The sequence below is a fragment of the Micromonospora humidisoli genome, from assembly GCF_016900955.1.
Lineage (GTDB): Bacteria > Actinomycetota > Actinomycetes > Mycobacteriales > Micromonosporaceae > Micromonospora > Micromonospora wenchangensis.
In genome coordinates this window covers 188,878-214,372 of sequence record NZ_JAFEUO010000005.1, presented here as the reverse complement: position 1 = coordinate 214,372, position 25,495 = coordinate 188,878, and the positions used below count along the sequence as shown (strand labels likewise).

Sequence of the window (25,495 nt, the reverse complement as noted above, 5' to 3'; positions counted from 1 at the left end):
GCGGCGGGCCCGGCCGCCGACGCCTGGGTGCCGTGGCCGCCGTGACGGCCCTGCTGCTCGCCGGATGCGCGCCCGCCGGGTCCCCGGCCGCCCCCGCGCCGACGCCGTCGGGCACGACCACCGTGGTCGACGGCCTCGACCTGGTGTTCCTGCACGCCATGACGGCCCACCAGGAGCGGACCCTGGCCATCGTCCGGGCCGCGCCGCAGCGGATCCGGGAACCCCGGTTGCGCACCCTCGTCGCGGCGATCGACGCCACCGAGACCGACGAGGTGGCCCAGGCCCGCCGGTGGATCGCCACCGCCGGCCCGGACACCGGCCAGCACCGGCACAACCACCCCGACCCGGGCGGCACCGGCGACCCGGTGGCGCTGCTGCGCGGCACCCCGGAAGCCGGCTACGACGCCGCCCTGGTGGCGGTGCTGGTGCCCCAGCAACGGCAGGCCGCCGCGCTGGCCCGGGCGCACCTGGCGGTGGCGGTCGCCCCGGCCGTCCGCGACCTGGCCCGGCGCATCGACGAGTCCCGTACCGCGCAGCTGCGACTGATCGCCGCGCTGCGGGTCGCCCCGCCCACCGGCTGAGCACCGACCGGCGATGCGACGCCGACGCCACGGCGGAACGGCCGGTTCCCCCACCCGTACGGTCAGCAGGCCGAACCGTTCGGTCGCCCCCGCGACATCGATGTTCCTCGTGTTTCCGACCACCGGTATAGTCCCGGCAATCCCCATTGGAGTGTCGCAGGGAAAACCGTGATCTGCGTGACGGCAGCTGGGCTGGAGGATGCGCTGTCCGGCTCACCATTCGTCGGACGGCGGCCGGAGATCGCCCGCATCCGCGCCGCCCACGCCGACAGCGTCCGCACCGGCACCCAGGTGGTGTGCGAGGTGGTCGGCGACCCGGGGATCGGCAAGACCCGGCTCGTCCACGCCGCGCTGGACGCCTGCGTGCCGGCCCTGCCCCGGGCGGTCGGCACCTGCGTGGAGGCCGAACGGGACATCCCGTTCCACGTCTTCCGGCACGCCTTCGGCGCCCCCCACCCCGTGAGCATCGACCCGCAGCACCCCACCGACGTGTCCGACGGCCTGCCGACCGTGCCCGGCGTCGGCCCGCTCGACGGACGCCAGTTCCGCACCTACCAGCTGGCCCGCCGGCTGCTCACCCTCGCCGCCCGGGACGGGCTGGCCCTGGTCCTGGACGACCTGCACTGGGCCGACAGCTCGTCCACCGGGCTCGTCACCCACCTGCTGCGCTACCCGGTGCCCGCGCCGCTGCTGCTGATCCTGGTCTACCGGCCGCGCCAGCTCGACACCGCGATGCCGTTCGGCCCGCCCGACGACGGTGTCCCCGGCGGCCGGCGTCGGGAACGGATCGAACTGGGACCGCTCAGCCTCGCCGACACCGTCGAGCTGTACCCGCACGACGACCCCACCGACCTGGGCCGCCGCCACGACCAGGCCGCCGGGAACCCCGGCTACCTCGCCGCGCTGGACGGCGTCGGGTCGGCCGACGGCGACCAGGACTCCCCGTCAACCACCGGGCCCCGACTCACCGACCGGGCCGTGGCCACCCTGCGCGCCGAGTGGGCCGGCCTGTCCCCCGTCGACGCGACCTGCCTGCGTGCCGCGGCCGTGTGCGGCACACCCTGCGCAGTGGACCTGCTCGCCGAGGTCGCCGGCCTGCCGGCCCCGCAGGTGACCGAGTCCGCCTGGCGACTGGTCCGCCGGGACCTGCTGCGGGTCGTCCCGGCCACCGCACGGTTCACCTTCCGGCACCCGGTGCTACGGGTGGCGGTCGTGCAGGACACCGACCCGGCCTGGCGGGCGGAGGCACACCACCGGGCGTTGACCGTGCTGCTCGCCCGGCAGGCCCCGCCGGCCGAGCGGGTGGCGCAGGCCGAACACCTGCTCGGCCTGCCCCACGGCCGGCCGGTCGGACCCTACGTCGACGTGCTCTGCCGGGCCGCCGAGCAGATCCGCGGCGACGCCCCGGAACTGGCCGTCCGCTGGCTGCGGACGGCACTGCGCGCGGTACGCCCGCCGGCCGGCTCCCCGGACTGCCGGCACGACGTCACCCTGCTGCTGGCCCGGATCACCGGCGAGATGGGCAACCTCGCCGAGAGCCGCACCCTGCTGCGGGAGGTCGTGCCCGAGCTGCCCGTCGACCCGACCGGCCGCCGGGTCGCCGCCGTCGCCCAGTGGGTACGGGTGGAACGCCTGCTCGGCAACTATGCCGAGGCCGCCGCGATCAGCCGCCGGGAACTGGTCGGCACACCCACGCCGACCGCCGGGGCGTACCAGCTCGCCACCGAACTCGGCGCGATCGGCATCCTGTCCGGCCACCCGTCACCGGTGCCCGGCGGCGCACCCGACGGTGCGGCCAGCGGCATCGACCGGGCCGGCCTGCTCGCCGTACGCGGACTCGCCGCCGCCCACGACGGCGAGGTGCAGATCGCCCGGGAGCTGCTCGCCGCCGGCGCGCCGATCGTCGACGCGCTGCCCGACCGGGACCTGCGCGAGCGTCCCGACTGCCTGCTGGCGTTCGGGCTGGCCGAGCTGTTCCTGGAACGCCCCGCCGATGCCACCCGGCACCTCGACCGGGGGATCGCCCTGGTCCGCGACGCCCACCGCGATGACGGCCTGTGCCAACTGCTGCTCGGCCGCAGCCAGGTTGCCTACCACCGGGGCCAGCTCGGCGCCGTGATCGGGCTGACCACCGAGGCCGGCGGCATCGCCCGCCGGATCGGCAGCCGTTCCCTGCTCAGCTTCGCCCTCGCCTTCGAGGCACAGGCCACCGCGTGGCGGGGCGGCCCACGCGACGACGACCGGGCGGTGGCCCTGGCCCGCACCGCCGTGGACCTCGCCAACGACCTCGACAGCTGGTCGGGACGGACCGCGGCGACCGCGCTGGCCACCGCGACGCTGCTCGCCGGGGACCCCGCCACCTGTGTGGAGATGCTCACCGACGCCGGTGGCGACAGCCGGCTCACCCGCCTGCAGGCCTCCCTGCGACCGATGTGGCACGAACTGCTCTGCGCCGCCGCCCTGGCCGCCGGGGACCTGCCGGAGGCGTACCGGCGGGCCCGCGCCGCGTTGGCCGACGCCGACCTGCTCGGCCTGCCCGGCCAGCACGCCTTCGCCGAATCGGCGTACGGGGAGGTGCTGCTCGCCCGGGGCGAGGTGCTGACGGCGCTGCCGTACCTGCGCACCGCGGCGGACCGGTTCCGGGCCGCCGGCATGACGCTGCGGCACAGCCTCGCCCTGGTCGCCATCGCCCGCGCCTCCGAGGCGGTGGACCAGCACGGCCCCGCCGTGCGGGCCCGCCGCCGGGCAGAGGAACTGGCCGCCCGGTGCGGCACCGAACGGGTCGGCCTGCGTCTGGCCCGGCCGGTGCGGGCGCTCGCCGAGACCGCCCTGACCGACCGGGAGTGGCACATCGCCCGGCTGGCCAGCACCGGCGTCACCAACCGGCTGATCGGCCGTCAGCTGCACATCAGCCCCCGTACCGTGGAGGCGCACCTGACCCGGATCTACCGCAAGGCGGGTGTGGAGTCCCGGTCCGGTCTGGTCGCCTGGGTGTCCCGTTTCGACGACACCGACCGCTGAGGCCCGCATCCCGGTCCGGGCGGCGTCAGCCCTTGTCGACCAGAGCGCCGTTCCCGACCGGCCCGGCCTGCGGGCCGTTGTTGTCCAGCAGGCCCGCGATGTGCGCCTCGGCCTGGTGCTCCACCGCCAGCCGGAACGCCTCGGTGAGCACGTTGACCACCCCCTGGGTCAGCAGGATCGTCTCCCGGTCCCCGTCGGACCACGACGGCCGGGACCCGCCGCCGCCCAGTTCGGGGGCGAGGGTCAACATCCGGGCGGTGACCGCCGCGACCAGTTCGTCGGCGAGGGGCTGGACGCTGTCGAGCACCTCACTGAGCGCCTGCAACGCCGGCACCGTGCCCATCCGGACCCGGTGCAGGTCCAACGCGGCACGCAACGGCCGGGGCCGCACCGTGCGCACCGTCCCGTCCGGCGCCCGCCCGATCACCCCGTGCCGGGTCAGCGCGTGGGTCAACGCGGGCCGTTCGGCAGCCAGCCGTTGCAGCATCGCGGTCATCCCGTCGGGGGTGTCGTCCCCGGCCCGGACACCGAGCATCGCCTCGATGGAGACCAGGTTGAAGCCCTGCCGTTGCAGGGTCAGGATGGCCTCCAGCCGGCGGACGTGGGAGTCGTCGTAGAGCGCTACCCGACCCCGGCGTACCGGGGGTGCCAGCAGTCGGCGGGCCTGGTGGGCACGGATGTTCCGCGCCGACATGCCCACCTTGCGGGCGAGTTCCTCCACGGTGTAGCCGACCGGGGTACCGGCGGTCGCCGGCCCGGTCGTCAACCGGTCGATGGTCACGGTGGCCTCCGCCTGCGTCGGGGACGGGGTACGGCGACCTACCGGCCGGTTGCGGCGGACGGCAGACCCCCCGGGCCGAGCGTATGGCCGGGCCTCTCCCGCGCGACATAAGGGGAACCACTACTTGCCCCCACCGGCGACCAACCATTATCCTCCGTGACCGCGCGATCACGCAGGCCCTGGACGGAACGGTTCGCTGTCAGCGTCCCGGGGCGTCGGTGGCGCGGGCCGGCGCGGTGAACGGCAGCAGCACCCGGAACACGGTCGCCCCCGGCGCACTCTCCACCCGGATGTCGCCGTGGTGCTTGTTGACCACGATCCGGTACGAGATGTCGAGTCCCAGCCCGGTGCCCTCACCGACGGCCTTGGTGGTGAAGAACGGTTCGAAGATACGCGGCCGGACCGCCTCGGGAATCCCCGGTCCCGTGTCGACGATCTCGACGGCCAGCAGGTCGCCGGCTCGACCGGTGCGCAGCGTCAGGGTGCCCGCAGGGCCCATCGCCGACAGGGCGTTGTCGATCAGGTTCGTCCACACCTGGTTCAGTTCGGCCGCGTACGCCGGGACGGGTGGCAGGTCCCGGTCGTACTCCCGGACGACCCGGACCCCCGGCGGGACCTTGGCCTTGAACATGACCAGGGTGGCGTCGAGCAGGTCGTGCACGTCCACCACCTGGTGCGGGGCACGGTCCAGTTGCGAGTACTGCTTGGCCGCGCCGACCAGGGTGGAGATCCGGGTGACCGCGTCGTCGATCTCGGCCATCAACTGCTCGGTGTCCAGCGTGTACGACAGCCACCGCACCGCCGACTCCAGGTCCTGCTGGCCGACCACCTCGCGGACCTGCTCCAGCCACGCGGTGTCCAGACCGGCGGCGACCAGCGTCGGCGCCAGGTCCCAGCCGGCGGTGACCCGCTGTTCGTCCAGCCAGTCGGCCAACGCGTCCTCGGCGTCGCTGGCCGCCATCGGGGACAGCTGCGGCGCGCGGGCGGCCCGCTTCACCGCCTCCTCCTGCAACTCCACCAGGGTGTGCAGCCGGCTGCCGTCGAGCCGGCCGTCGGCGATCATCGCCAGCTTGTGCCGCATCCCGGCGACCCGGTCGCGCAGCGCCGAGGTGGCCCGCACCGCCGCGCCGGCCGGGTTGTTCAGCTCGTGGGTGAGCCCGGCCGACAGCGAACCCAGGGCGAGCAGCCGTTCCCGCTCGCCGATGATGGTCTGGGTGTCGCGCATGCCGAAGAACAGCCCCTCCAGCAGGTGCATGGCCATCGGGAACCAGGTACGCACCGCGTGGGCGAACGTCTCGGCGGGCAGCACCAGGAACGCGGCGTCGGTGACCGCCCGCAGCGTGTTCAGGTAGACTTGGTCGACCTGCCCGCCGAGGTACGCCTGGGTGGCCCCGCCGTACACGCCGCGCTGGTCGGTGCGGGTGACCTCCAGGTCGTCGCCGTGTACCCGTCGGCTCATCGACACGGTGCCGGACAGCAGGGTGAAGAAGCAGGTCGCCGGCTCGCCCTCGGCGTAGACGACGGTGCCGCCGGCCCGGTGCTCGACCCGGCCGTGTTCGGCCAGCCAGTCGAGCTGGCCGGCGTCGAGGGCGGCGAACAGGAACAGCTCGCGCAGCTGGTCCGGGGTGAGTCGTTCGTCGGAGTCGCTCACTGTGCCTCCAGATAACGGTGTACCAGCGAGACGGCCATCGCACCCTCACCGACCGCCGAGGCGACCCGCTTGACCGAGCAGGCCCGCACGTCACCGGCGGCGAACACCCCCGGCAGGCTCGACTCCAGGTGGTACGGGTCACGGGCGAGGGTCCAACCTGGTGGTTTCCGGCCACCCGCCGTCAGGTCGGGGCCGGCGACGATGAAGCCCCGCCCGTCGCGGACCAGCACCCCGTCCAGCCATTCGGTGCGTGGCTCCGCGCCGATGAAGATGAACAGCCACGAGGCGTCCACCTCGTGGACGTCGCCGCTGCGGGTGTCCCGCAGTCGCAGCCGTTCCAGGTGGTCGTCGCCCTCGCCACCGACCACCTCGGTGTGCGGGTGCACCACGATCCGGTCGTTGCGGTCCAACTGCTGGATCAGGTAAGACGACATCGACGCGGTGAGGTCCGCGCCCCGGATCAGCAGGTGCACCCGGCTGGCGTACCGGGAGAAGTGCACCGCCGCCTGGCCGGCGGAGTTGGCCCCGCCGACGATCCAGACGTCCTGGTCGACGCAGCTGGGTGCCTCGGTCGACGCCGCGCCGTAGAACACCCCGCGCCCGGTCAGGTCGGCCAGGCCCGGCGCGTCGAGCACCCGGTAGGAGACCCCGGTGGCCAGCACCACCGTGTGCGCGGCGATCGTGCTGCCGTCGCCGAAGTGCAGCAGCCGGGCCGCCCCGGCGCTCTCCAGCCCCACCACCTCGCGGGTGCTGAGCAGCTCCGCGCCGAACTTCAGCGCCTGCCGGCGGGCCCGGTCGGTGAGCTGGGCGCCGGAGACCCCGTCGGGGAATCCGAGGTAGTTCTCGATCCGGCTGCTCTGCCCGGCCTGGCCGCCGGTGGCCCGCCGCTCCACCAGCACGGTGCGCAGCCCCTCCGACGCCCCGTAGACGGCCGCGCCGAGCCCGGCCGGGCCGCCGCCGACGACCACCAGGTCGTAGAAGTCGGCGGACGGGGCGACGGTGAGCCCGGCCACCGCCGCCAGTTCCGCCTCCGTCGGGGCGACCAGCGCCTTGCCGTCCGGGGTGACCACCAGCGGTACGTCGGTGGCGGCGGCCCCGGCGGCGGCGAGCAGCCGACCACCCTCCGGGTCGTCGGTGAGCAGCCAGCGGTAGGGCACCAGATTGCGGGCGAGGAAGTCGCGGACCGCGAACGACGGGGCCGACCAGCGGTGCCCGACCACCCGGATCTCGTCGCTGGCCTGGTCGGGGCTGGCCGCCCAGGCCTCCAGCAGGGTGTCCACCACCGGGTAGAGCTTCTCCTCCGGCGGGTGCCACGGCTTGAGCAGGTAGTGGTCCAGGTCGACCACGTTGATCGCGTCGATCGCCGCCTCGGTGTCGGCGTACGCGGTCAGCAGCACCCGGCGGGCGGCGGGGAAGAGGTCCATCGCGGCCTCCAGGAACTGGATGCCGTTCATCTCGGGCATCCGGTAGTCGGCCAGCATCACCGCCACCCGTTCGCCCCGCAGCTTGATCTCCCGCAGCGCCTCCAACCCGCCGGTGCCGGAGTCGGCCCGGACCACCCGGTAGCGGTCGCCGTAGCGGCGGCGGATGTCACGGGCGACCGCCCGGGAGACGGCGGGGTCGTCGTCGATGGTGAGGATCACCGGCTGTGCCATGGTGCCCATGTAAGCACAGCCGTCGGGCCGGTCGTCCGGGCCGCCGACGGCGGCCCGGGAGTGGGCGGTCCGACGGTGGTTATCCGTTGGTTTTCTCCCGGATACGGCCTATGGTGGGCCGCATGTTCCCGGCCGTCAGCCCCCGCCCGACCGCCACCGGTTCCCCGGTGGCGGTGGTCGTGGTCGGCCGGGGGCGGCCGAGCCCGATCCCCGCCGGGCGTGGCCCACCCGGAGAACGCGCATCCTCCGCAACGGCCACCAGGGCGAAGCCAGCAGGCTTCGGCCCTTTTTCTTTTTCCGAAAGGACCCGTCCATGAGCACCGATCTGCACGACCAGGCCGACCAGCGCCGGCTGACCATGCTCCGGCAGAGCCTCACCGACCAGTTCGCGTCGCAGACCGCCCGGTTGACCGAGTTGACCGCGGACACCGGCGACCCGGCCGAGGCGCACACCCGGGGCGCGCTGATCGCGGCCACCCGGCAGAGCCTGGACCACCTGGCCGGCGCGCTGCGCAGGATCGCCGAGGGGAGCTACGGCCGCTGCGAACGCTGCCAGGTGGCGATCCCCGCCGAACGGCTGGAGGTGTTGCCGCAGGCCCGGTTCTGCGTCCCCTGCCAGCAGAAGGCCCACGGCTGATCCGTCCGACCCGGACCGGGCGCGGCGGTGGCGTGCGCCACCGCCGGCTCCGGCCGGCGTGGTGGTCGGCCGGCGTGGTGGTCGGCCGGTGTGGGGCCCCTGCGGCGACGGGGAGCAGACGGTGGGCCCGGACCGGCGGGCGGGACCGGTGGGTGGTTCGCGTCCTTTCGAGCTGATGACGTCGACGCATCACCCGCCGCAACGCGTCCACCCACCGCCGGCGTCCCAGCCGTCCGTGCCGGACGACGTCGGCGGACCGGAACTGAGTCGTTGACGTCGTCAGATCGAAAGGACGCGCACCGACCATCCTTGCCCCGTACGTTCCGCCGGTGAGGAATCGCGGAACGAATGGTGACGCCGAGGATGATCTCGGCGTTCCTGTCGTTCGACGCACGTGCGGAGGGCCCCGGCCAAGGTGGCCGGGGCGGTGGCGGACCGACTGTCCGGCGTGACGTCGCTGACGCCGATCGCCCGGACCCGCCTCACGGCCCGACCGTGTGCACCGCGCCGACCCGCAGGAAATCCAGGCGCTCGGCGGCGGCGCTGCCGGCCGCCGCGGTGTAGACGGTAATCCGCAGGTCGGAGCCGGTGACGCTCAGCACGTCACAGTCCAGCTCCAGCTCACCGACCAGCCGGTGGCGCACCGTCTTGCGGGAACTGACATGCCGTCCGGCCGCACCCGATTGCCACAGGCGCCGGAAGCGCGGGCTGGCCGCGCAGACCTCGGCCACGAGGGCACGCAGCGCCTCGTCCTGCGGATAGGTGGTGACGGCCTGACGCAGGTCGGCGACCAGCGCCCGGTCGATCTCCTCGTCCGGCCCGTGGATGTTCGCCCAGTTCGGGGCAGCGCAGAAGGTCGCCCGGATCACGTTGCGGTCGGCGGGTGGACTGCCCGCCGGGTCACCGTACAGAGCGCTCCACATGGTGTTCCAGGTGATCAGGCTCCAGTCCGCCGCGTAGACCGCCACCGGGTAGTCGGTCATCCGGGTGACCAGCCGCTGGACCCCTGGTGGAATGTGCACCGGCACCACCCGCCCGGTCGGCACCGGCAGCCCGGCGGCCTGGTGCAGAAGGGCGTTCTCTGCCTCGTCGAGGTGCAGCGCGCGGGCCAGCGCGGCCACGACCGGCTGACTGGGCCGCCGTGACCGGCCCTGCTCCAGGCGGACCAGATAGTCGACGCTCACCCCGGCCAGACCGGCCAGCTCCTCACGGCGCAGCCCCTGCGCCCGGCGTCGCCCGTGCCCGGACAGGCCCACGTCGGCGGGGGAACACCGGTCCCGCCACGCCCGCAGAAGACTGCCGAGATCGTTCGCCATGGCCCCATGATGGCCGGGCTCCCGGCGGGTTGCCTGGTAACGCCGTTCCTACCGTAGCGGCGGGCCCTGGCTACCCGGCCGGCACCGGACGACCCTCGACGTATGACACCATCTCTCGCCGGACGTACCGTCGTGATCACCGGAGCCAACAGCGGCATCGGCCGCGCCACCGCCCGTACCCTGGCCGCCCGGGGCGCCCGGGTCGTCCTCGCGGTCCGCGACCTGGGCCGGGGCCGTGCCGCCGCCGCCGACCTGCCCGGCCGGGCCGAGGTGCGGCGTCTCGACCTGGCCGACCTGTCCTCGGTCCGCGCGTTCGCGGCGGCCTGGACGGAACCGGTCGACGTGCTGATCAACAACGCGGGGGTGATGATGCCACCGCCGGGTCTGACGGTCGACGGCTTCGAACCGCACTTCGGCATCAACCACCTGGGTCACTTCGCCCTCACCAACCTCCTGCTGCCGCGGATCACCGGCCGGGTCGTCACCGTGTCCGCCGGTGGGCACCAGGCCGGCACCCTGGACCTGGACGATCCGCACTGGAGGAGCCGCCCCTACCGGCCGTTCTCGGCGTATGCCCAGTCCAAGCTCGCCAACCTGCTCTTCACCGCCGAACTCCAGCGTCGCCTCACCGCGTCCGGCTCGGCCGTGCTCGCCACCGCCGCCAACCCCGGCCTGGCCGCCACCAACCTGCTCAGCCACGGCGGCAGCCGGGCGGTCCGCTGGACGAACGCCCTGCTACGCCCGCTGTCCCAGTCCGACGCCGGCGGTGCCCGAACCACCGTGCACGCCGCCACCGCCGACCTGCCCGGCAACAGCTACATCTCACCGCGCGGCGTGACCCAGTCCCGGGGCCGACCCAGGGTCACCACCCCGTCAAAGGCAGCCCGCGACCCCGAACGTGCCCGCCAGCTCTGGATCCTCTCCGAGAACATGACAGCCACCACGTTCCCCCTGCCCCGGTCGCCCCACCTAGCAGCCTAGGATGCCTTAGGGGTAGTGGCCCGGTCCGCACGACCCGTCGAGAGGGGTCGGGGCCAGCCGACGGGGAGCCTCGAGCCGGTACGGTGCTCGCCGTGACCGCAGACGATCTCCGCACTGCCGGCCCGGTCGCCGTGCTCGCCAACCCCGTCGCCGGCCGGGGCCGGCACCGGGCGTTGCTGCCCCGGGTTCTCGACGGCCTCGCCGCCGCCGGCCGCCCGGTGGAGCTGCTCACCGCACACGACCCCGCCGGGGCGGAGGAGGCCTGCCGCACGGCGGTCGCCGCCGGGGCGTCCGCGCTGGTCGCGGTCGGTGGCGACGGCACGGTCCACCGTGCCCTGCAGGCCGTCGCCGGTACGGCGGTGCCGTTCGCCCCGGTGCCGGTCGGCACCGGCAACGACTTCGCCGCCGACGCGGGTTTCCCGACCGATCCGCTCGCCGCCGTCGCGGTGATCGCCGCCGCGCTGCGGGCCGGCCGTACCCACCCGGTCGATCTGGCCCGGATGACCGGCGGCGACGGCACCGACCGCTGGTACGGGGCGGTTCTCGCCGCCGGCTTCGACGCGATCGTCAACGAGCGGGCCAACCGGATGCGCTGGCCGCGCGGCCCCCGCCGCTACGACCTGGCGATCCTGGTCGAGTTGGCCCGGTTGCGTCCGCGCCGTTACACGTTGCGCCTCGACGGCGTCGGGCACGAGGTGGACGCGGTCCTGGTGGCGGTGGGCAACGGCTCCCGGTACGGGGGCGGCATGCGGATCTGCCCCGCCGCCGACCTCACCGACGGGCTGCTGGACGTGGTGGTCGGTGGCCGCTTCGACAGGCGCACCCTGATCCGCGTCAAACCGCGCATCTACGCCGGCACCCACGTGACGCATCCGCTGGCGAGCAGCTTCCGGGCCCGCACGGTGGAACTGGCCGCCGAGGGCATCACCACGTACGCCGACGGCGAACGGTCCCTCGACCTGCCGGTGCGGATCAGCGCGGTGCCCCGGGCGGTACGTCTGTTGCGCTGAGCGGCGTACCCGGCCGTGGCGTCGCCCCACCGGCGCGGGGGACGGCGGCCCGGACCGCACCGATGCTGGCGACGACCACCAGGCCGATCGCCAGTACCTCGACCGGGTGCAGGGCCTGACCGAGGATCAGCCAGCCGGCGAGCGCGGCGAGCGCCGGACCGAGGCTCATCAGCACGGCGAACGTCGAGGTGGCCAGCCGGCGCAGCGCCAGCAGCTCCAGGGTGTACGGCAGCACCGAGGCGAGCAGCGCCAGCCCGGCCCCGAGGGCCAGCACCCCCGGGTGCCACAGCCGAGCCCCCGCGTCGGCCAGCCCGAACGGCAGGGTGACCACGGCGGCCAGGGCCAGGGCCAGGGCCAGCCCGTCGGCGCGGGGGAACCGGCCGCCGACCCACGCCGAACAGACGATGTACGCGGCCCACAGCGCGCCCGCCGCGAGCGCGAGGGCGACGCCGACGGGGTCCAGCCGGTCGAAGCCGCCGCGGCCGAGCAGCGCCACCCCGGCCAGCGCGAGACCCGCCCAGCACCAGGCCGTCCAGCGACGGGCGGTCAGCACCGACAGGGTGAGCGGCCCGAGCACCTCCAGGGTCACCGCCGGCCCGAGCGGGATCCGTTCGATGGCCTGGTAGAAGACCGAGTTCATGCCGGCCAGGGCGAGCCCGAACGCGCCGACGGCGAGCCAGTCGGCCCGGTCGTGTCCGCGCAGCCGGGGCCGGCACACCAGGAGCATCAGCACCGCCCCGATGGCCAGTCGCAGGGTGACCGTGCCGGGGACGCCGACCCGGGGGAAGAGCAGCGCGGCGACGGCGGAGCCGAAGTGCACCGACAACGCCCCGCCGAGCACCAGCCCGACCGCCGTCGCCCGGCCGGACGTGCCGGTCACGGGGAGGGCAGGGCCAGGTCGAGCACGGTGCCGAGGCCGCTGGGGCGGCCGGGTCCGGCGGCCGGCAGCACCAGCACCCCGCAGCCGGCGGCGACCGCCCCGGCGTCGGCCGGGGTGTCACCGACCATCAGGGTCCGTTCCGGGTCGACCCGCAGCATCCCGCAGGCGCGCAGGAAGATGCCCGGGTCCGGCTTGCACCGCCCCACCTCGTACGACAGCGCGTACGCGTCGACCAGGTCGGCCAGGCCCCAGGCGGCGAAGTGCGGGCGGATGTCGAAGCCGATGTTGCTGACCACCGCCACCGGGATCCCGGCGTCGCGGAGCGCGGTGAGCACGGGCGCGGTGTCCGGGTAGGGTACCCAGCCCTCCGGGGCCAGCACCCGCTCGTAGAGCGCCTCGGCGAAGCCCTCGATCCCGGCGTCCACCGTCTCGGCCAGCCCGGTGTAGGCGGCCCGGTGGGCATGTTCGTAGAGGTCCCGGTCGGCCCAGAGCTCGGCCAACCGGGGCGGTACCCGGGCCGGCAGCGGGCCGCCGGCCCGGCCGGCGGTGAGCAGCCGGTCGGCAAGCGCGGTGGCCCGCATCCGTTCCAGCTCCACCCCGCATGTCGCGGCGGCGGCGACCACCCAGTCGTGGGCCGGTTCGACCTGGGCGAGGGTGCCGTGGAAGTCGACGAGCACCGCCTGGACACGATGGCGGGACGCGCCCGCCCGGGTGGCGTGCGTGACGCCGTTCGGGGTCGGGGACGGTTCGGCATGATCCGGCACGTCGTGCACCCTACCGACCCGGCCCGACGCCCGTGCCGGACGGCCTTGGCGGTGGGTGTCGGTGGCACCGATTAATCTTGCTGGCATGTCGAGCCCCGCCGAGCGGTACGCCGAGGCACGTCGCCGGGCTGCCCAGGCCGCCCAGTTCCCGGCCCTGGAAGAGTTCGCCCTCGACCTGGGGTTCGATCTCGACGACTTCCAGCGCGAGGCGTGCCAGTCGCTGGAGCGGGGCAGCGGGGTGCTGGTCTGCGCCCCGACCGGGGCGGGCAAGACGGTGGTCGGCGAGTTCGCGGTGCACCTGGCGCTGCGGGGCACGCCCACGGCGGCGGCCGAGGGGTCGTCGACCCCGCCGGCCCGGCGCAAGTGCTTCTACACCACGCCGATCAAGGCGCTGTCCAACCAGAAATACCACGACCTGGTGCAGCGTTACGGCGCCGCGCAGGTGGGGTTGCTCACCGGTGACAACGCGATCAACGGGGACGCCCCGGTGGTGGTGATGACCACCGAGGTGCTGCGCAACATGCTCTACGCCGGGTCGAGCGCCCTGACCGGCCTGGCGTACGTGGTAATGGACGAGGTGCACTACCTGGCCGACCGGTTCCGGGGCGGGGTCTGGGAAGAGGTGATCATCCACCTGCCCTCCTCGGTGACCCTGGTGTCGCTGTCGGCGACGGTCTCCAACGCCGAGGAGTTCGCCGACTGGCTGGTCACCGTGCGCGGTGAGACGGCGGTGGTGGTCAGCGAGCACCGGCCGGTGCCGCTGTGGCAGCACATGCTGGTCGGCAGGCGGATGTTCGACCTGTTCCACGACGCCGACGCGGCCCGCAAGCACGACGTGCACCCGGAACTGCTGCGCTACACCCGGGAGCAGACCCGCCGGCTGGAGCTGGGGGAGGGGCGCAGCACGGGCCCCGGCGGCGGTCGGCGGGGGCCGCGCTGGCGGGGGCCGTTGCGTCCGGACATCGTCGACCGGCTCGACCGGGAGGGGCTGCTCCCGGCGATCCTGTTCATCTTCAGCCGGGCCGGCTGCGCCGCCGCCGTGCAGCAGTGCCTGGCGGCCGGTCTGCGGCTGACCTCGGTGGAGGAACGCGCCGAGATCCGTCGGGTGGTGGAGTCCCGGGTCACCGCCATCCCCGGCGAGGACCTCAGCGTGCTGGGTTACTGGGAGTGGCTCGACGGGTTGGAGCGTGGCCTGGCCGCCCACCACGCCGGGATGTTGCCGGTGTTCAAGGAGGTCGTCGAGGAGTTGTTCGTCCGGGGGCTGGTCAAGGCGGTCTTCGCCACCGAGACCCTGGCCTTGGGGATCAACATGCCGGCCCGGTGCGTGGTGCTGGAGCGGCTGGTCAAGTTCAACGGCGAGGCCCACGTCGATCTCACCCCGGGGGAGTACACGCAGCTGACCGGGCGGGCCGGTCGACGGGGTATCGACGTCGAGGGGCACGCGGTGGTGGTGTGGTCGCCCGAGACCGACCCTCGGCACGTGGCGGGCCTGGCCTCCACCCGTACCTATCCGTTGCGGTCGAGCTTCCGTCCGTCCTACAACATGGCGGTCAACCTGGTCGGCAGCGTGGGGGCGGAGCCGGCGCGGGCGCTGCTGGAGTCGTCGTTCGCCCAATTCCAGGCGGACCGGTCGGTGGTCGGGCTGGCCCGTCAGGTGCAGCGCAACACCGAGACCATCGACGCGTACGGCGCCGAGGCGGCCTGCCATCAGGGTGATTTCGACGATTACTTCGCGCTGCGGGTGGCCATCGCCGACCGGGAGCGGGCGATCGCCAGGCAGGGGCAGACCCAGCGTAAGGCCGCCGCGGTGGCGGCGTTGGAGCGGTTGCGGGTCGGTGACGTGATCCGGGTGCCGTCGGGGCGGCGGGCCGGGCTCGCGGTCGTCCTCGATCCGGCGACCGGGGGGTTCGGTGAGCCCCGGCCGCTGGTGCTGACCCAGGACCGCTGGGCGGGTCGGGTCAGTCCCGGCGACTTCACCACCCCGGCCGAGGTGCTGGCCCGGATCCGGGTGCCCAAGCACTTCAACCACCGGTCGCCTGCTGCCCGGCGGGATCTGGCCGCCGAGGTCAGCGGCACCGGGCTGGATCGGCACGGTGGCCGGCGGGGTGGCCGGTCCCGGCAGGCCGTCGGTGAGGACCACCGGCTCAGCCAGCTCCGCACCGAGTTGCGGCGGCATCCCTGTCACGCCTGCCCGGAGCGGGAGGACCACGCCCGGTGGGCGGAGCGGCGACGGCGGTTGGAGAAGGACACCGACGAGTTGCGGCAGCGGGTGTCGGGGCGGACGGGCTCGTTGGCCCGGACCTTCGACCGGATCGTCGCCCTGCTGACGGCCCGGGGTTACCTGTCGGCCGACGGTGGGGTGACCGACGCCGGTCGGATGCTCGGCCGGATCTGGACGGAGGCCGACCTGCTGGTCGCCGAGTGTCTGCGGCGGGGTGTCTGGGACGGCCTGTCCCCGGCGGAGCTGGCCGCCGCCGTGTCGGTGGTGGTGTTCGAGGCCCGGCGGGACGTCGACGAGCGGGCGTCGCTGCCGCGTGGGCCGGTCGCCGACGCGGTCGACGAGACGCTCACGTTGTGGGGCGAGATCGAGGCCGACGAGGCGCAGCGGGGCCTGACCGCGACCCGGGAGCCGGATCTCGGGTTCGCCTGGCCGATCTACCGGTGGGCGCGGGGGGAGACCCTGGCCAAGGTGCTCGCCAGTGGCCACCAGTTCGACGGCGAGATGCCGGCGGGGGATTTCGTCCGCTGGGCCCGGCAGGTCGCCGACCTGCTCGGTCAACTATCCGACTCCGGCGGGGCGTCGACGGAGCTGCGGGCGACCGCCCGGCAGGCGATCGCCGCCGTGAACCGGGGCGTACTGGCCCATTACACCTCCGCCTGATCATCACTTTCGGTCACCGCCGGGGGGTGAACCGACGCATCACACGGTCACCGTGACGACACCCCCCGGATTGCCGAGGGGGCACTGTTGCGCCTGCTCGGAGCCTCCCCGATCATTGCTCCGGCGCGGTCGCCTACGCGCCGGTAACGAGTGGGGGGAAGACCGCCGTGGCGGAGATCAATCACTTTGAGTACGGGTGGATAACACCGGCGTTGAGTTACGCGCTGTCGGTGCTCGGTTCGTTCCTCGGTCTGGTGTGTGCCGGGCGGATCCGTACCGCCACCGGTTCCGGTCAGCGCTTCTGGTGGGGCCTGCTGGCCGCCTGGGCGATCGGTGGCACCGCGATCTGGGCGATGCACTTCATGGCCATGCTCGGGTTCGCGGTCACCGGCACCCGCATCCGGTACGACGTGCCGCTGACCGCCGCGAGCACGGTGATCGCCGTCACCGCCGTCGGGATCGGCCTGGCCATCGTCGGTACTGGCCGGCTCGGCGCGGCGAAGGTCCTCGGCGGTGGCCTGTTCACCGGGATCGGCGTCGCGGCCATGCACTACACCGGGATGGCCGCGATGCGGCTCAACGGTGACCTGAACTACGACGCCACCCGGGTCGGGCTGTCGGTGGCCATCGCCATCGTCGCGGCCACCGTGGCGCTGTGGCTGGCGATGACCGTCCGCCGGGGCCTGGCGATCGCCGGTTCCGCCCTGGTGATGGGGGTGGCGGTCAACGGTATGCACTTCACCGGGATGAGCGCGCTGTCGGTGCACCTGCACGGGCAGCGCGGCGAGGTGACCGGCGCGGGGGTGAGCACCCTGCTGGTGCCGATCGTCCTCGCGGTGATCTTCGTGGTGGTGGGGTTGGTCTACGCGCTGCTGGCCGCGCCCACCGACGACGACCGGGCCGCCGCCGCCTACCTGCAGGCCCGGCAGGTAGGCGCGCCGGTCGTCGAACCGCAGGCGGCCCCGGACCCGGTGGGCCTGCGCGCCCGGTCGACCACCCTGGGCCGGCCGGGCACCCCGTTCCCGTCCCGCCGGGACGCCCCGCCGCCCCGCTGACCGGGGTCGGGGTGCCGGGGTCTCAGGGCCGCGCGGCGAGGGCGTCGACGAGTCGCCGGCACGAGCCGGCCAGGTTCCACCGCTTCGCCAGCTCCAACAGCCGGTCGGGGTCGGCGGGGGCCGCCGGCAGCGCGGTCGGCAGCGCCGGCAGCGGGACGTCGGTGGCGACCCGGACCACCTTCGGGGCGACCGCCAGATAGTCGCGGGCACCGTCGAGCTTGGCGCGCAGCCCCGGGGCGAACCCGGAGCCGGGGTCGTCGAGCGCGGCGAGGATGCCGGGCAGGCCACCGTAGCGGTCGATCAGCCGGGCGGCCGTCTTCTCGCCCACCCCGGGCACCCCGGGCAGCCCGTCGCTCGGGTCACCGCGCAGGGCGGCGAAGTCGGCGTACCGGTCGGCGGGGACGCCGTAGCGGGCCCGGACGGCGGCGTCGTCGCAGTCGTCGAGCTTGGCCACCCCGCGACCGATGTAGAGCAGCCGGACCCGGCGGTCGTCGTCGACGAGTTGGAACAGGTCCCGGTCGCCGGAGACCACCTCGACCGGGCCGGGCTGGGTGACCGACAGGGTGCCCAGCACGTCGTCGGCCTCGTAGCCGGTCGCGCCGACAGCGGTGATGCCGATCGCGGCCAACACGTCGAGGATCACCGGCACCTGCGGGGAGAGGGTGTCCGGCACCTCCTCGCCGCCCTCGGCTGCGACCCGGTGTGCCTTGTACGACGGCAGCAGCTCCACCCGCCAGGCGGGCCGCCAGTCGTGGTCGAGCGCGCAGACCATCCGGTCGGGCCGGCGGGTGCGGACCAGTTGGGCGAGCATGTCGAGGAACCCGCGCACCGCGTTGACCGGCTGGCCGTCGTCGGTCCGTGCCGCCGACTCGGGCACCCCGAAGTAGGCCCGGAAGTAGAGGCTGGGGGCGTCGATCAGCAGGATCGGCTGTTGGTCTGCCACGCCGACAGCCTGGCACACCCCACCGACGAGATGGGGGACGCCCACCGGCCGCACCGGCCACGGCAGCGGCGCGGTGCCCGGGACCGTGCCGCTGCCGTCCGGCGGCCACCCGGTGGTCGTGCCGTCGGGAAACCGGGGTGACGGCCCGGTGCCCGCCGGGTGAGACTGCGGGCATGGACTTCGTGCCCGGTCTGGTGCTGTGCCGACGTTTCCACGACGAGGTCGTCGGACCGCTGCTGGCACAGCGTCTGCCGGGCCTGCGGTACTCCGCCGGGCTGCTCGACGGCGGTTCGGAGCTGCTGGGTCGGGACACCGAGCGCTCCACCGACCACGACTGGGGGCCCCGCGCGCAGGTCTTCCTGGCCGACGCGGCCGAGGTGGGGTCGGTGCGGGCGGCGCTGGCCGACCTGCCGTCGCGCTTCCTGGGCCGGCCGACCCGGTTCCTCAGCTGGCCGACCGCCCGGCTGGGGGTGCCGGATGTCGCCGGGGACCGCAGCGGGGTGCAGGTGTTCCCCTGGCGGGACTGGCTTCGGGACCGGTTGGGGTTCGACCCGGCAGTCGCGGTCACCACCGCCGACTGGCTGACCCTGCCGACCCAGCGGCTGGCCGAGGTGACCGGCGGGGCGGTGTTCCACGACGGCCTGCCCGACGGCGCGGTCGGCGCGGTCCGGGCCGCCCTGGCCTGGTATCCGGACGACGTGTGGCGGCACGTGCTGGCCGCCGGATGGACCCGGGTGGGGCAGGCCGAGCACCTGGTCGGCAGGTGCGCCGAGGTGGGTGACGCGCTGGGCAGCCGGCTGGTGGCCGCCCGGGTGGCCCGGGACCTGATGCGGCTGGGGCTGCTGGCCCGTCGGCGTTGGCCGCCGTACGACAAGTGGCTCGGCAGCGTGTTCGCCGCGCTGCCGGACGCCGGCCCGGTGGCGGCGGCGTTGGCGGACGCGCTCGGGCCGGGTGACTGGCCGCACCGGCAGGCGGGTCTGGTGCGGGCGCTGGAGACGGTCGCCGGGTGGACCAACGACACCGGGCTGGCCGGGCCGGTCGACGTCGCGGCCCGGCCCTTCCACGGGCGGCCCTTCCTGGTGCTGGACGCGCCGCGCCTGGCCACCGCGCTGCGGGCCGCGATCGTCGACCCGGCGCTGCGGGACCGGCCGCTGGTCGGCGCGGTGGACCAGTACGTCGACAGCGTGGACGTGCTGACCCACGCCGAGCGGGTCCGCCGGGTCGGCGTCGCCGTCACCGGCTGACGGACCCGGCGGTCGGTCAGCCCCGCAGCCGGGTGCGGATGAACTGCCCGGACTCGGTCAGCACGGCGGTGCCGGTGAAGTCGGTGCCGGCGCAGGTGCCCCGCCGGAACACCGAGTTGCTCTCCGGACCGTCGGAGTAGCTCCACATCGAGTAGCTGATCTTCAGGCGTTGCAGCAGGTCCAGCCAGGTGGTGGCGCTGTCCAGGTCGTTGGGGCCGTCACCGGTGAAGGTCTGGGTGCCGAACTCGCTGACGAACAGCGGCAGGCTCCGGGCGGCCCGGGCCACCGTGTCCCGTTGCAGGTCCCGGTGGGACGCGGCATAGAAGTGGAAGGTGTACATGATGTTCCCGGCGTCGACCGGGTCGTCGGTCACCTCGGTCTCGTCGGCGCCCTCGGACACGCCGAGGGAGGAGAAGCCCCGGGTGCCGACCAGCACCACGCTGTCCGGGTCGGCGGCCCGGATCACCGGGATGACCTGCTCGGCGTAGCTCTTGATGGTGGCCCAGTCGACCCCGTTGGGTTCGTTGGCGATCTCCCAGAGCACGTTGGTCCGGCCGGCGTGCCGGGTGGCGACGTCGGCGAAGAACGACCGGGCGCGGTCCAGGTTGACCAGCGGGTCGCCGGGGGTCAGGACGTGGAAGTCGACCACCACGTAGAGGCCGAGCGCGCTGGCGGTCTCCACCGCCTCGTCGACCCGGCTGGTGAAGCCGGCCGGGTCGGTCTCGAACCCGCCCTCCTGGACGTACATCGCCACCCGGACGAAGTCGGCACGCCAGTCGGTGCGCAGCGCGGCTAGCGAGTCGGGGTTGAGGCAGTCCGGGAAGAACTGGAGGCCGTGACTGCTCATCCCGCGTAACTGGACCGGCTCGCCGGCCTGGTCGCACAGGTGCACCCCGCACACCCGCAGCCGGCCGTGCCGGTCCACAGGTGACCCGGCGGGCGCGGCGGCCGGTTGTCCGGCGGCGGGTTCGCGGGTGGCCGGTGCCGGGTCGGGCGTCCCGCTGCCGGCGGGGCTGGTGGGCGTCGGGCTGGTGGCGGCCGGTGGCGCGGCGTCGGTGTCGGCGTTGGCGGTGGGGACGGTCAGGGCCGCCCAGCCGGCGACGAGCGCGGCGAGGGCCACCCCCGTCGAGGTCAGTGCTGCGCGTCGGTGCATGGGAACTCCGGTCGGGCTCGTCGGGACCGGGGAAGGCGTCAGGTGGTACGTGGCCGTGGCGGGCGCGGTTCACCGCGGCGGCGGCCCCCGCCGGACTGGGCCCCGACCCGAACGACCGTTAAGCTGGCGGGGTGACGCCCGGCGGACGGCGGGCGGCGGCTCACCCACCTCTGGAGCTCATCGCGCTATGACTGTCGACCGCATCCTTCCCACCGACGAGGCCCACGACCTGCTCGACCTCGCCACCGAACTGGCCGACCGGGAACTCGCGCCCCGGGCCGCCGGTTTCGAGGAGCGGGCCGAGTTCCCCCGGGAGGTGCTGCGCACCCTGGGCCGGGCCGGCCTGCTGGGCCTGCCGTATGCCGAGGAGCACGGCGGCGCGGCCCAGCCGTACGAGGTCTACCTGCAGGTGCTGGAGGTCCTCGCCGGTCGGTGGTTGGCGGTCGCCGAGGCGGTCAGCGTGCACACCCTGTCCTGCTATCCGCTTGCCGCGTTCGGCACCGACGCCCAACGTAAGCTCCTGCCGGAGCTGGTGGGTGGGGAACTGCTCGGGGCGTACTGCCTGTCGGAGCCGCAGGGCGGCTCGGACGCCGCCGGGTTGACCACCCGGGCGGTCCGCGACGGCGACGACTACCGGGTCACCGGGGTCAAGGCGTGGATCACGCACGCGCAGGTGGCGGACTTCTACAACGTGTTCTGCCGCACCGGAGGGCCGGGCCCGAAGGGCATCTCCTGCCTGCTGGCCGACCGGGGTACGGCGGGCATCGTGCCGCAGGCGGCCGAGCGGACGATGGGGCTGCGCTCGTCGCCGGTGGCGCAGATCGCCTTCGACGACGCCCGGGTGCCGGCCGAGCGGCTGATCGGCGGGGAGGGCGCGGGCTTCACCATCGCGATGTCCGCACTGGACTCGGGGCGGCTGGGCATCGCCGCCTGCGCGGTCGGTCTGGCCCAGGCGGCGTTGGACTACGCCGTCGGCTACGCCCGGCAGCGGCAGCAGTTCGGTCGGGCCATCGTCGACTTCCAGGGGGTGGGTTTCCTGCTGGCCGACGCGGCCACCCAGATCTCCGCCGCGCGGGCGTTGACCCTGGCGGCGGCCCGGTTGCGCGACGCCGGCCGGCCGTACTCGATCGAGGCGGCCAAGGCGAAGCTGTTCGCCACCGACGTGGCGATGCGGGTGACCACCGACGCGGTGCAGGTGCTCGGTGGGGCGGGTTACGTGGCCGATCACCCGGTCGAGCGGTACATGCGGGAGGCGAAGGTGCTCCAGATCGTCGAGGGCACCAACCAGATCCAGCGGCTGGTGATCTCGCGGGCGCTGGCGAGGGACTAGCCTGTGCCGGTGACGTTTCCCCGGATCACCATCGACCCCGAGGTGATGGGCGGCGCGCCCTGTGTGCGGCAGTCCCGTGTCCCGGTGGCGACCCTGCTGGCGATGATGGCGGAGGGGATGTCGGTGACGGACATCCTCACCGATCTGCCCTTCCTCGACGAGGAGGATCTGGCCGAGGTGCTCAACTTCGCGGCCGACGCGGTGCGCGACCGGGCGGCCCGCTGAGCGTCACATCGGGCGGGACGTCGTCGCCAGGGGAGCGCTCCACCGGGTAGGTTGCACGGGTGGAGGAGATCGACCGTGCCATCGTCGCCGCGCTGACCGCCGACGGCCGCCTGTCGTACACGGATCTAGCGGAGAGGGTCGGCCTGTCGGTCTCGGCCGTGCACCAGCGGGTCCGCCGGCTGGAACAGCGCGGCGTGATCAACGGGTACACAGCCCGGGTGTCGTTCGAGGCGTTGGACCTGCCGATGACCGCCTTCGTAGCGATCCGGCCGTTCGACCCGTCGCAGCCGGACGACGCGCCGGAGCGGCTGGCCCACCTGCCCGAGATCGACTCCTGCTACTCGGTGGCGGGGGAGGACTTCTACCTGCTCCTGGTGCGGGTGGCCGGGCCGGCCGGCCTGGAACGGGTGCTCCAGGAGATTCGCACCGCCGCCAACGTCACCACCCGCACGACTGTGGTGCTGTCCACCCCGTACGAGGGGCGTCCGCCGAAGGTGGAGGTGGGCGAGCTGCGGGGCCGTGGCCGCAGCGGCGCGGAGGCCCCGGCGTAGCTGCCGCAGCGGCCGTTCAGCGGCCGTTCCAGCGCAGGATGACCGGTCGGCCGTGTTCGTGGCCGAGCACGCTGACGGTGGCGGTGTCCAGGCGTAGTTTGCCGCCGCCTTCGGCGGGCAGGCCGATCCACCGGGCGCCGACGACCCGGAGCAGGTGGGCGTGCCCGACCAGGGCCACGTCGCCCCGGGCCAGCAGCGGCGTGAGCCGGGCCAGCAGCCGGTCGACCCGGTTGCCGACCTGGTCGGGGGACTCCCCGTCGGGGCAGCCGTCGGTCCAGATGTTCCAGTCGGGGCGTTCGGTGTGGATGTCGGCGGTGGTGCGGCCCTCGTACCGGCCGTAGTTCCATTCGGTGAGGTCGTCGTCGGTGCCGTCGACGGTGAGGCCGGCGAGTTGCGCGGTGCGCAGCGCCCGGCGTCGGGGGCTGGCGAGCACGGTGGCGAAGCGCTGCCCGGTCAGCACCCCGGCCAGCGCGCGGGCCTGCCGCTCACCGTCGGGGGTCAGCTCCAGGTCGGTGTACGAGGTGTGCCGTCGGCTGGCGCTCCACGTCGTCTCGCCGTGCCGGATCAGGATGATCTCGCTCATCCGCCCAGTCAACCAGCATCCGCCGGTCCCGGCCGGTCACCTATTGTCCTAGGATGCCTTAGGGGTGGTGCGCCCCGGCGCACCCCTTCTGACCAGCGCCTACGGCGCGATTTTGTTTCGTCCCGGCCCGATCGGGGACGCCACCGGTGCGGGGCTCCTGCCTCGTGACCGCCGCAGCGACAGGAGGCGACATGAGCTTCACCGACAAGGCGAAGAACAAGGCCCAGGAGCTGACCGGCGCCGCGAAGGAGCGGCTCGGCGACATGACCGACAACGAGCGGATGCGGGCCGAGGGCTCGACCGAGCAGAGCGAGGCGCGGGCCCGGCAGGCCGGCGAGCACGTCAAGGACGCCGGTCGGGACGTACGGGACGCCATGCGTTGACGGTCCGCGCCGGCCGGGTGGCCCCTGGGCACGGTACGGGGGCCACCCGGGTTAGCGTGCGGGCATGCTGGTCGCCCGTTCGTTGGTGTTGTTCGTGCTGGCCGCGCTCGCCGAGATCGGTGGGGCGTGGCTGATCTGGCAGGGCTGGCGGGAGCACCGGGGGTTGTGGTGGATCGCCGGCGGGGTGCTCGCGTTGGGCGTCTACGGTTTCGTGGCGACGTTTCAGCCTGATGCGAACTTCGGCCGCATCCTGGCCGCGTACGGCGGGGTGTTCGTCGCGGGGTCGCTGGCGTGGGGCGTGGTGGTGGACGGCTTCCGGCCGGACCGGTGGGACCTGACGGGCGCGGCGATCTGCCTGCTCGGTGTCGCCGTGATCATGTACGCCCCTCGCGGGGCGTGACGGCCGCAGCGCCGGTGACCGGTCCGGGTCGCGGGGGCGGCGGGGTGGTGCGGGTCAGTCGTCGCGGTGCGCGGTCCACCACTGCTGGCCGGCCTCGGGGAGGGTGTCGATCGGGTCGTAGTAGGCGTAGCGCTTGTCGAGCGCCGCCAGGTCGGCCGATTCGATGGAGGTGCGGTAGTTCTTGGTCCAGTAGGAGATGCCGCGTTCCCGGTCGTACTCGGTGAGCATGTGCACCCAGCGCTTGCCGACGAAGGGCACGTCGCAGACGATCCGGGGGGTGGCGTAGCCGGGCAGGTAGCCCATGATGTCGTGCTGGAGCTGCTGGGCGTACCAGACCGGGACCCGCCAGTGCTCGGCGTTGGGGATCATGTCGCACATGTAGAAGTAGTAGGGCAGGATGCCGGCTTCGCCCTGCAGGGCGAAGCAGAGGTCGAGCAGGTCGGGGGCGGTGGCGTTGACGCCGCGCATGAGGACGCCCTGGTTGCGGACGTCGCGGACGCCGACGTCGAGGGCGGTCTGGGTGGCCCTGGCGACCAGTGGGGTGATCGACTGTGCGTGGTTGACGTGGGTGTGGATGGCCAGGTTGACGCCGCGGCGGGCGGCGGTGCGGGCGACCCGTTCCAGGCCCTCGACGACGTCGTTCTGGAGCCAGTGTTGGGGCAGGCCCATCAGGGCCTTGGTGGCGAGCCGGATGTCGCGGACGGTTTCGAGTTCGAGCAGCCGCATGAGGTACGACTCAAGGTTGCGCCAGGGGACGTTGGCCACGTCGCCGCCGGAGACGACCACGTCGCGGACGCCGGGGTGGGCCTTGAGGTAGCTGATGTGGGCGTCGTAGCGGTCGACGGGCTTGAGGGTGAGCTTGAGTTTGTCGACGGCGGGGGTGGAGTTGCCGACCAGGTCCATCCGGGTGCAGTGCCCGCAGTACTGCGGGCAGGTGGAGAGCAGTTCGGCGAGGACCTTGGTGGGGTAGCGGTGGGTGAGGCCCTCGGCGACCCACATGTCGTGTTCGTGTAGTGAGTCGCGGCTGGCGTAGGGGTGCGACGGCCAGTCGGTGCGCCGGTCGGCGGCGACGGGGATCATGTAGCGCCGGACGGGGTCGGCGCGGAACGCCTCGGTGGTCATCGGTGCGAACGGCACCATCGTGTTGATCATCTGGGGTGGCACCAGCATCGACATGGTGGCCAGGGCCTGCTGGTCGGCGGCGAGGTCGGCGTAGAAGGTCTCGTCGACGGTGTCGCCGAGGACGGCGCGCAGTTGCTTGATGTTCTTGACGCAGTTGACGCGTTGCCACTGGGCGCTCTCCCACTGCTCGCGGGTGACGTCACGCCAGCCGGGGAAGCGGGTCCAGTCGGGTTCGACCAGGGGGCTGCGGCGGTACTCGTAGGGCTGCCCGGCGGTGGGTGTGGCGGCGGGGGCGGGGCGGGGCCCGGGGATGGTCGCCATCGGTTGGGTCCGGGTCACGGCCCCTCC

Annotated in this window: 23 protein-coding genes; 13 read left to right on the top strand and 10 right to left on the bottom strand. The window is 73.9% G+C overall.

Annotated elements, in window-relative coordinates; genetic code table 11:
• Positions 1 to 41: 41 nt before the first annotated feature.
• Both JQN84_RS19695 and JQN84_RS19690 read left to right on the top strand, forming a co-directional pair.
• Positions 42 to 581 carry a DUF305 domain-containing protein gene (locus JQN84_RS19695; protein ID WP_307821340.1) on the top strand — a complete coding sequence of 180 codons (540 nt, stop codon included), beginning with the start codon at positions 42 to 44 and terminating at the stop codon, positions 579 to 581.
• A gap of 177 nt (positions 582 to 758) precedes the next feature.
• A complete protein-coding gene (locus JQN84_RS19690) occupies positions 759 to 3,602 on the top strand; it encodes an ATP-binding protein (protein ID WP_204959848.1) in 2,844 nt (947 codons plus the stop codon).
• A gap of 25 nt (positions 3,603 to 3,627) precedes the next feature.
• On the opposite strand, the gene JQN84_RS19685 is transcribed toward JQN84_RS19690, so the two are convergent.
• From JQN84_RS19685 to JQN84_RS19675, 3 genes are all read right to left on the bottom strand, one after another.
• Positions 3,628 to 4,383: a MerR family transcriptional regulator gene (locus JQN84_RS19685; protein ID WP_204959847.1), complete on the bottom strand. Its 756-nt coding sequence runs from the start codon at positions 4,381 to 4,383 to the stop codon at positions 3,628 to 3,630.
• A 199-nt stretch (positions 4,384 to 4,582) separates the two neighbouring features.
• Positions 4,583 to 6,034, bottom strand: a complete 1,452-nt coding sequence (locus JQN84_RS19680; protein WP_204959846.1) for an ATP-binding protein — start codon at positions 6,032 to 6,034, stop codon at positions 4,583 to 4,585.
• Positions 6,031 to 7,689 (bottom strand): NAD(P)/FAD-dependent oxidoreductase, encoded by a 1,659-nt coding sequence (locus JQN84_RS19675; protein WP_204959845.1) that lies wholly within the window; start codon positions 7,687 to 7,689, stop codon positions 6,031 to 6,033. The genes JQN84_RS19680 and JQN84_RS19675 overlap by 4 nt, the downstream gene beginning before the upstream one ends.
• A 313-nt stretch (positions 7,690 to 8,002) precedes the next feature.
• Between JQN84_RS19675 and JQN84_RS19670 the strand changes: the two genes are divergently transcribed.
• Positions 8,003 to 8,326, top strand: a complete 324-nt coding sequence (locus JQN84_RS19670) for a TraR/DksA family transcriptional regulator (protein WP_204959844.1) — start codon at positions 8,003 to 8,005, stop codon at positions 8,324 to 8,326.
• Positions 8,327 to 8,808: 482 nt separating this feature from the next.
• On the opposite strand, the gene JQN84_RS19665 is transcribed toward JQN84_RS19670, so the two are convergent.
• Positions 8,809 to 9,642 (bottom strand): MmyB family transcriptional regulator, encoded by an 834-nt coding sequence (locus JQN84_RS19665; RefSeq protein ID WP_204959843.1) that lies wholly within the window; start codon positions 9,640 to 9,642, stop codon positions 8,809 to 8,811.
• 102 nt (positions 9,643 to 9,744) lie between these two features.
• Between JQN84_RS19665 and JQN84_RS19660 the strand changes: the two genes are divergently transcribed.
• Positions 9,745 to 10,623, top strand: a complete 879-nt coding sequence (locus tag JQN84_RS19660; protein WP_204959842.1) for an oxidoreductase — start codon at positions 9,745 to 9,747, stop codon at positions 10,621 to 10,623.
• Between the two features lie 83 nt (positions 10,624 to 10,706).
• Positions 10,707 to 11,633 carry a diacylglycerol kinase family protein gene (locus tag JQN84_RS19655; RefSeq protein WP_204959841.1) on the top strand — a complete coding sequence of 309 codons (927 nt, stop codon included), beginning with the start codon at positions 10,707 to 10,709 and terminating at the stop codon, positions 11,631 to 11,633.
• Here the strand turns inward: JQN84_RS19655 and JQN84_RS19650 are convergent.
• Together JQN84_RS19650 and JQN84_RS19645 are read right to left on the bottom strand one after the other, a co-directional pair.
• Entirely contained in the window at positions 11,596 to 12,513 is a 918-nt protein-coding gene (locus JQN84_RS19650; protein ID WP_307821339.1) for an EamA family transporter, read from the bottom strand. The two genes, JQN84_RS19655 and JQN84_RS19650, sit on opposite strands and share 38 nt — an antisense overlap.
• Positions 12,510 to 13,277, bottom strand: a complete 768-nt coding sequence (locus JQN84_RS19645) for an HAD family hydrolase (protein WP_307821338.1) — start codon at positions 13,275 to 13,277, stop codon at positions 12,510 to 12,512. Before JQN84_RS19645 ends, JQN84_RS19650 begins: the two co-directional genes overlap by 4 nt.
• An 85-nt stretch (positions 13,278 to 13,362) precedes the next feature.
• On the opposite strand from JQN84_RS19645, the gene JQN84_RS19640 reads away from it, so the two are divergent.
• Positions 13,363 to 16,158, top strand: coding sequence for a DEAD/DEAH box helicase (locus tag JQN84_RS19640; RefSeq protein WP_204959839.1), 2,796 nt, complete (start codon positions 13,363 to 13,365; stop codon positions 16,156 to 16,158).
• Positions 16,159 to 16,325: 167 nt separating this feature from the next.
• Complete coding sequence (locus JQN84_RS19635) at positions 16,326 to 17,213, top strand: MHYT domain-containing protein (RefSeq protein WP_204959838.1); 888 nt, start codon at positions 16,326 to 16,328, stop codon at positions 17,211 to 17,213.
• 22 nt (positions 17,214 to 17,235) lie between these two features.
• Here JQN84_RS19635 and JQN84_RS19630 read toward each other — a convergent pair whose 3' ends face one another.
• Positions 17,236 to 18,156 (bottom strand): 5'-3' exonuclease, encoded by a 921-nt coding sequence (locus JQN84_RS19630; RefSeq protein ID WP_204959837.1) that lies wholly within the window; start codon positions 18,154 to 18,156, stop codon positions 17,236 to 17,238.
• Between the two features lie 173 nt (positions 18,157 to 18,329).
• Between JQN84_RS19630 and JQN84_RS19625 the strand changes: the two genes are divergently transcribed.
• Positions 18,330 to 19,400 carry a DUF4037 domain-containing protein gene (locus tag JQN84_RS19625; protein ID WP_204959836.1) on the top strand — a complete coding sequence of 357 codons (1,071 nt, stop codon included), beginning with the start codon at positions 18,330 to 18,332 and terminating at the stop codon, positions 19,398 to 19,400.
• A gap of 16 nt (positions 19,401 to 19,416) precedes the next feature.
• Here JQN84_RS19625 and JQN84_RS19620 read toward each other — a convergent pair whose 3' ends face one another.
• A complete protein-coding gene (locus tag JQN84_RS19620) occupies positions 19,417 to 20,553 on the bottom strand; it encodes a glycoside hydrolase family 5 protein (RefSeq protein ID WP_204959835.1) in 1,137 nt (378 codons plus the stop codon).
• Between the two features lie 187 nt (positions 20,554 to 20,740).
• Here JQN84_RS19620 and JQN84_RS19615 point away from each other — a divergent pair, with 187 nt between their 5' ends.
• Genes JQN84_RS19615 through JQN84_RS19605 form a run of 3 tightly spaced genes read left to right on the top strand, consistent with a single transcriptional unit; the run spans position 20,741 to position 22,659 of the window.
• Positions 20,741 to 21,883 (top strand): acyl-CoA dehydrogenase family protein, encoded by a 1,143-nt coding sequence (locus tag JQN84_RS19615; protein WP_204959834.1) that lies wholly within the window; start codon positions 20,741 to 20,743, stop codon positions 21,881 to 21,883.
• A 9-nt stretch (positions 21,884 to 21,892) separates the two neighbouring features.
• Complete coding sequence (locus JQN84_RS19610; RefSeq protein WP_088647100.1) at positions 21,893 to 22,108, top strand: DUF433 domain-containing protein; 216 nt, start codon at positions 21,893 to 21,895, stop codon at positions 22,106 to 22,108.
• A gap of 59 nt (positions 22,109 to 22,167) precedes the next feature.
• The gene (locus tag JQN84_RS19605; RefSeq protein WP_204959833.1) at positions 22,168 to 22,659 is read left to right on the top strand and encodes an Lrp/AsnC family transcriptional regulator; all 492 of its coding nucleotides are present in this window, start codon (positions 22,168 to 22,170) and stop codon (positions 22,657 to 22,659) included.
• A 16-nt stretch (positions 22,660 to 22,675) separates the two neighbouring features.
• Here the strand turns inward: JQN84_RS19605 and JQN84_RS19600 are convergent, their stop codons facing one another.
• Positions 22,676 to 23,242 (bottom strand): histidine phosphatase family protein, encoded by a 567-nt coding sequence (locus JQN84_RS19600; protein ID WP_204959832.1) that lies wholly within the window; start codon positions 23,240 to 23,242, stop codon positions 22,676 to 22,678.
• Positions 23,243 to 23,433: 191 nt separating this feature from the next.
• Here JQN84_RS19600 and JQN84_RS19595 point away from each other — a divergent pair, with 191 nt between their 5' ends.
• On the top strand, positions 23,434 to 23,625 hold the full coding sequence (locus JQN84_RS19595; RefSeq protein ID WP_204959831.1) for a CsbD family protein: 192 nt from the start codon (positions 23,434 to 23,436) through the stop codon (positions 23,623 to 23,625).
• A gap of 64 nt (positions 23,626 to 23,689) precedes the next feature.
• The gene (locus tag JQN84_RS19590) at positions 23,690 to 24,025 is read left to right on the top strand and encodes a YnfA family protein (protein WP_204959830.1); all 336 of its coding nucleotides are present in this window, start codon (positions 23,690 to 23,692) and stop codon (positions 24,023 to 24,025) included.
• A gap of 54 nt (positions 24,026 to 24,079) precedes the next feature.
• Here the strand turns inward: JQN84_RS19590 and JQN84_RS19585 are convergent, their stop codons facing one another.
• Positions 24,080 to 25,486, bottom strand: coding sequence for a KamA family radical SAM protein (locus JQN84_RS19585; protein WP_372446001.1), 1,407 nt, complete (start codon positions 25,484 to 25,486; stop codon positions 24,080 to 24,082).
• Positions 25,487 to 25,495 lie beyond the last annotated feature (9 nt).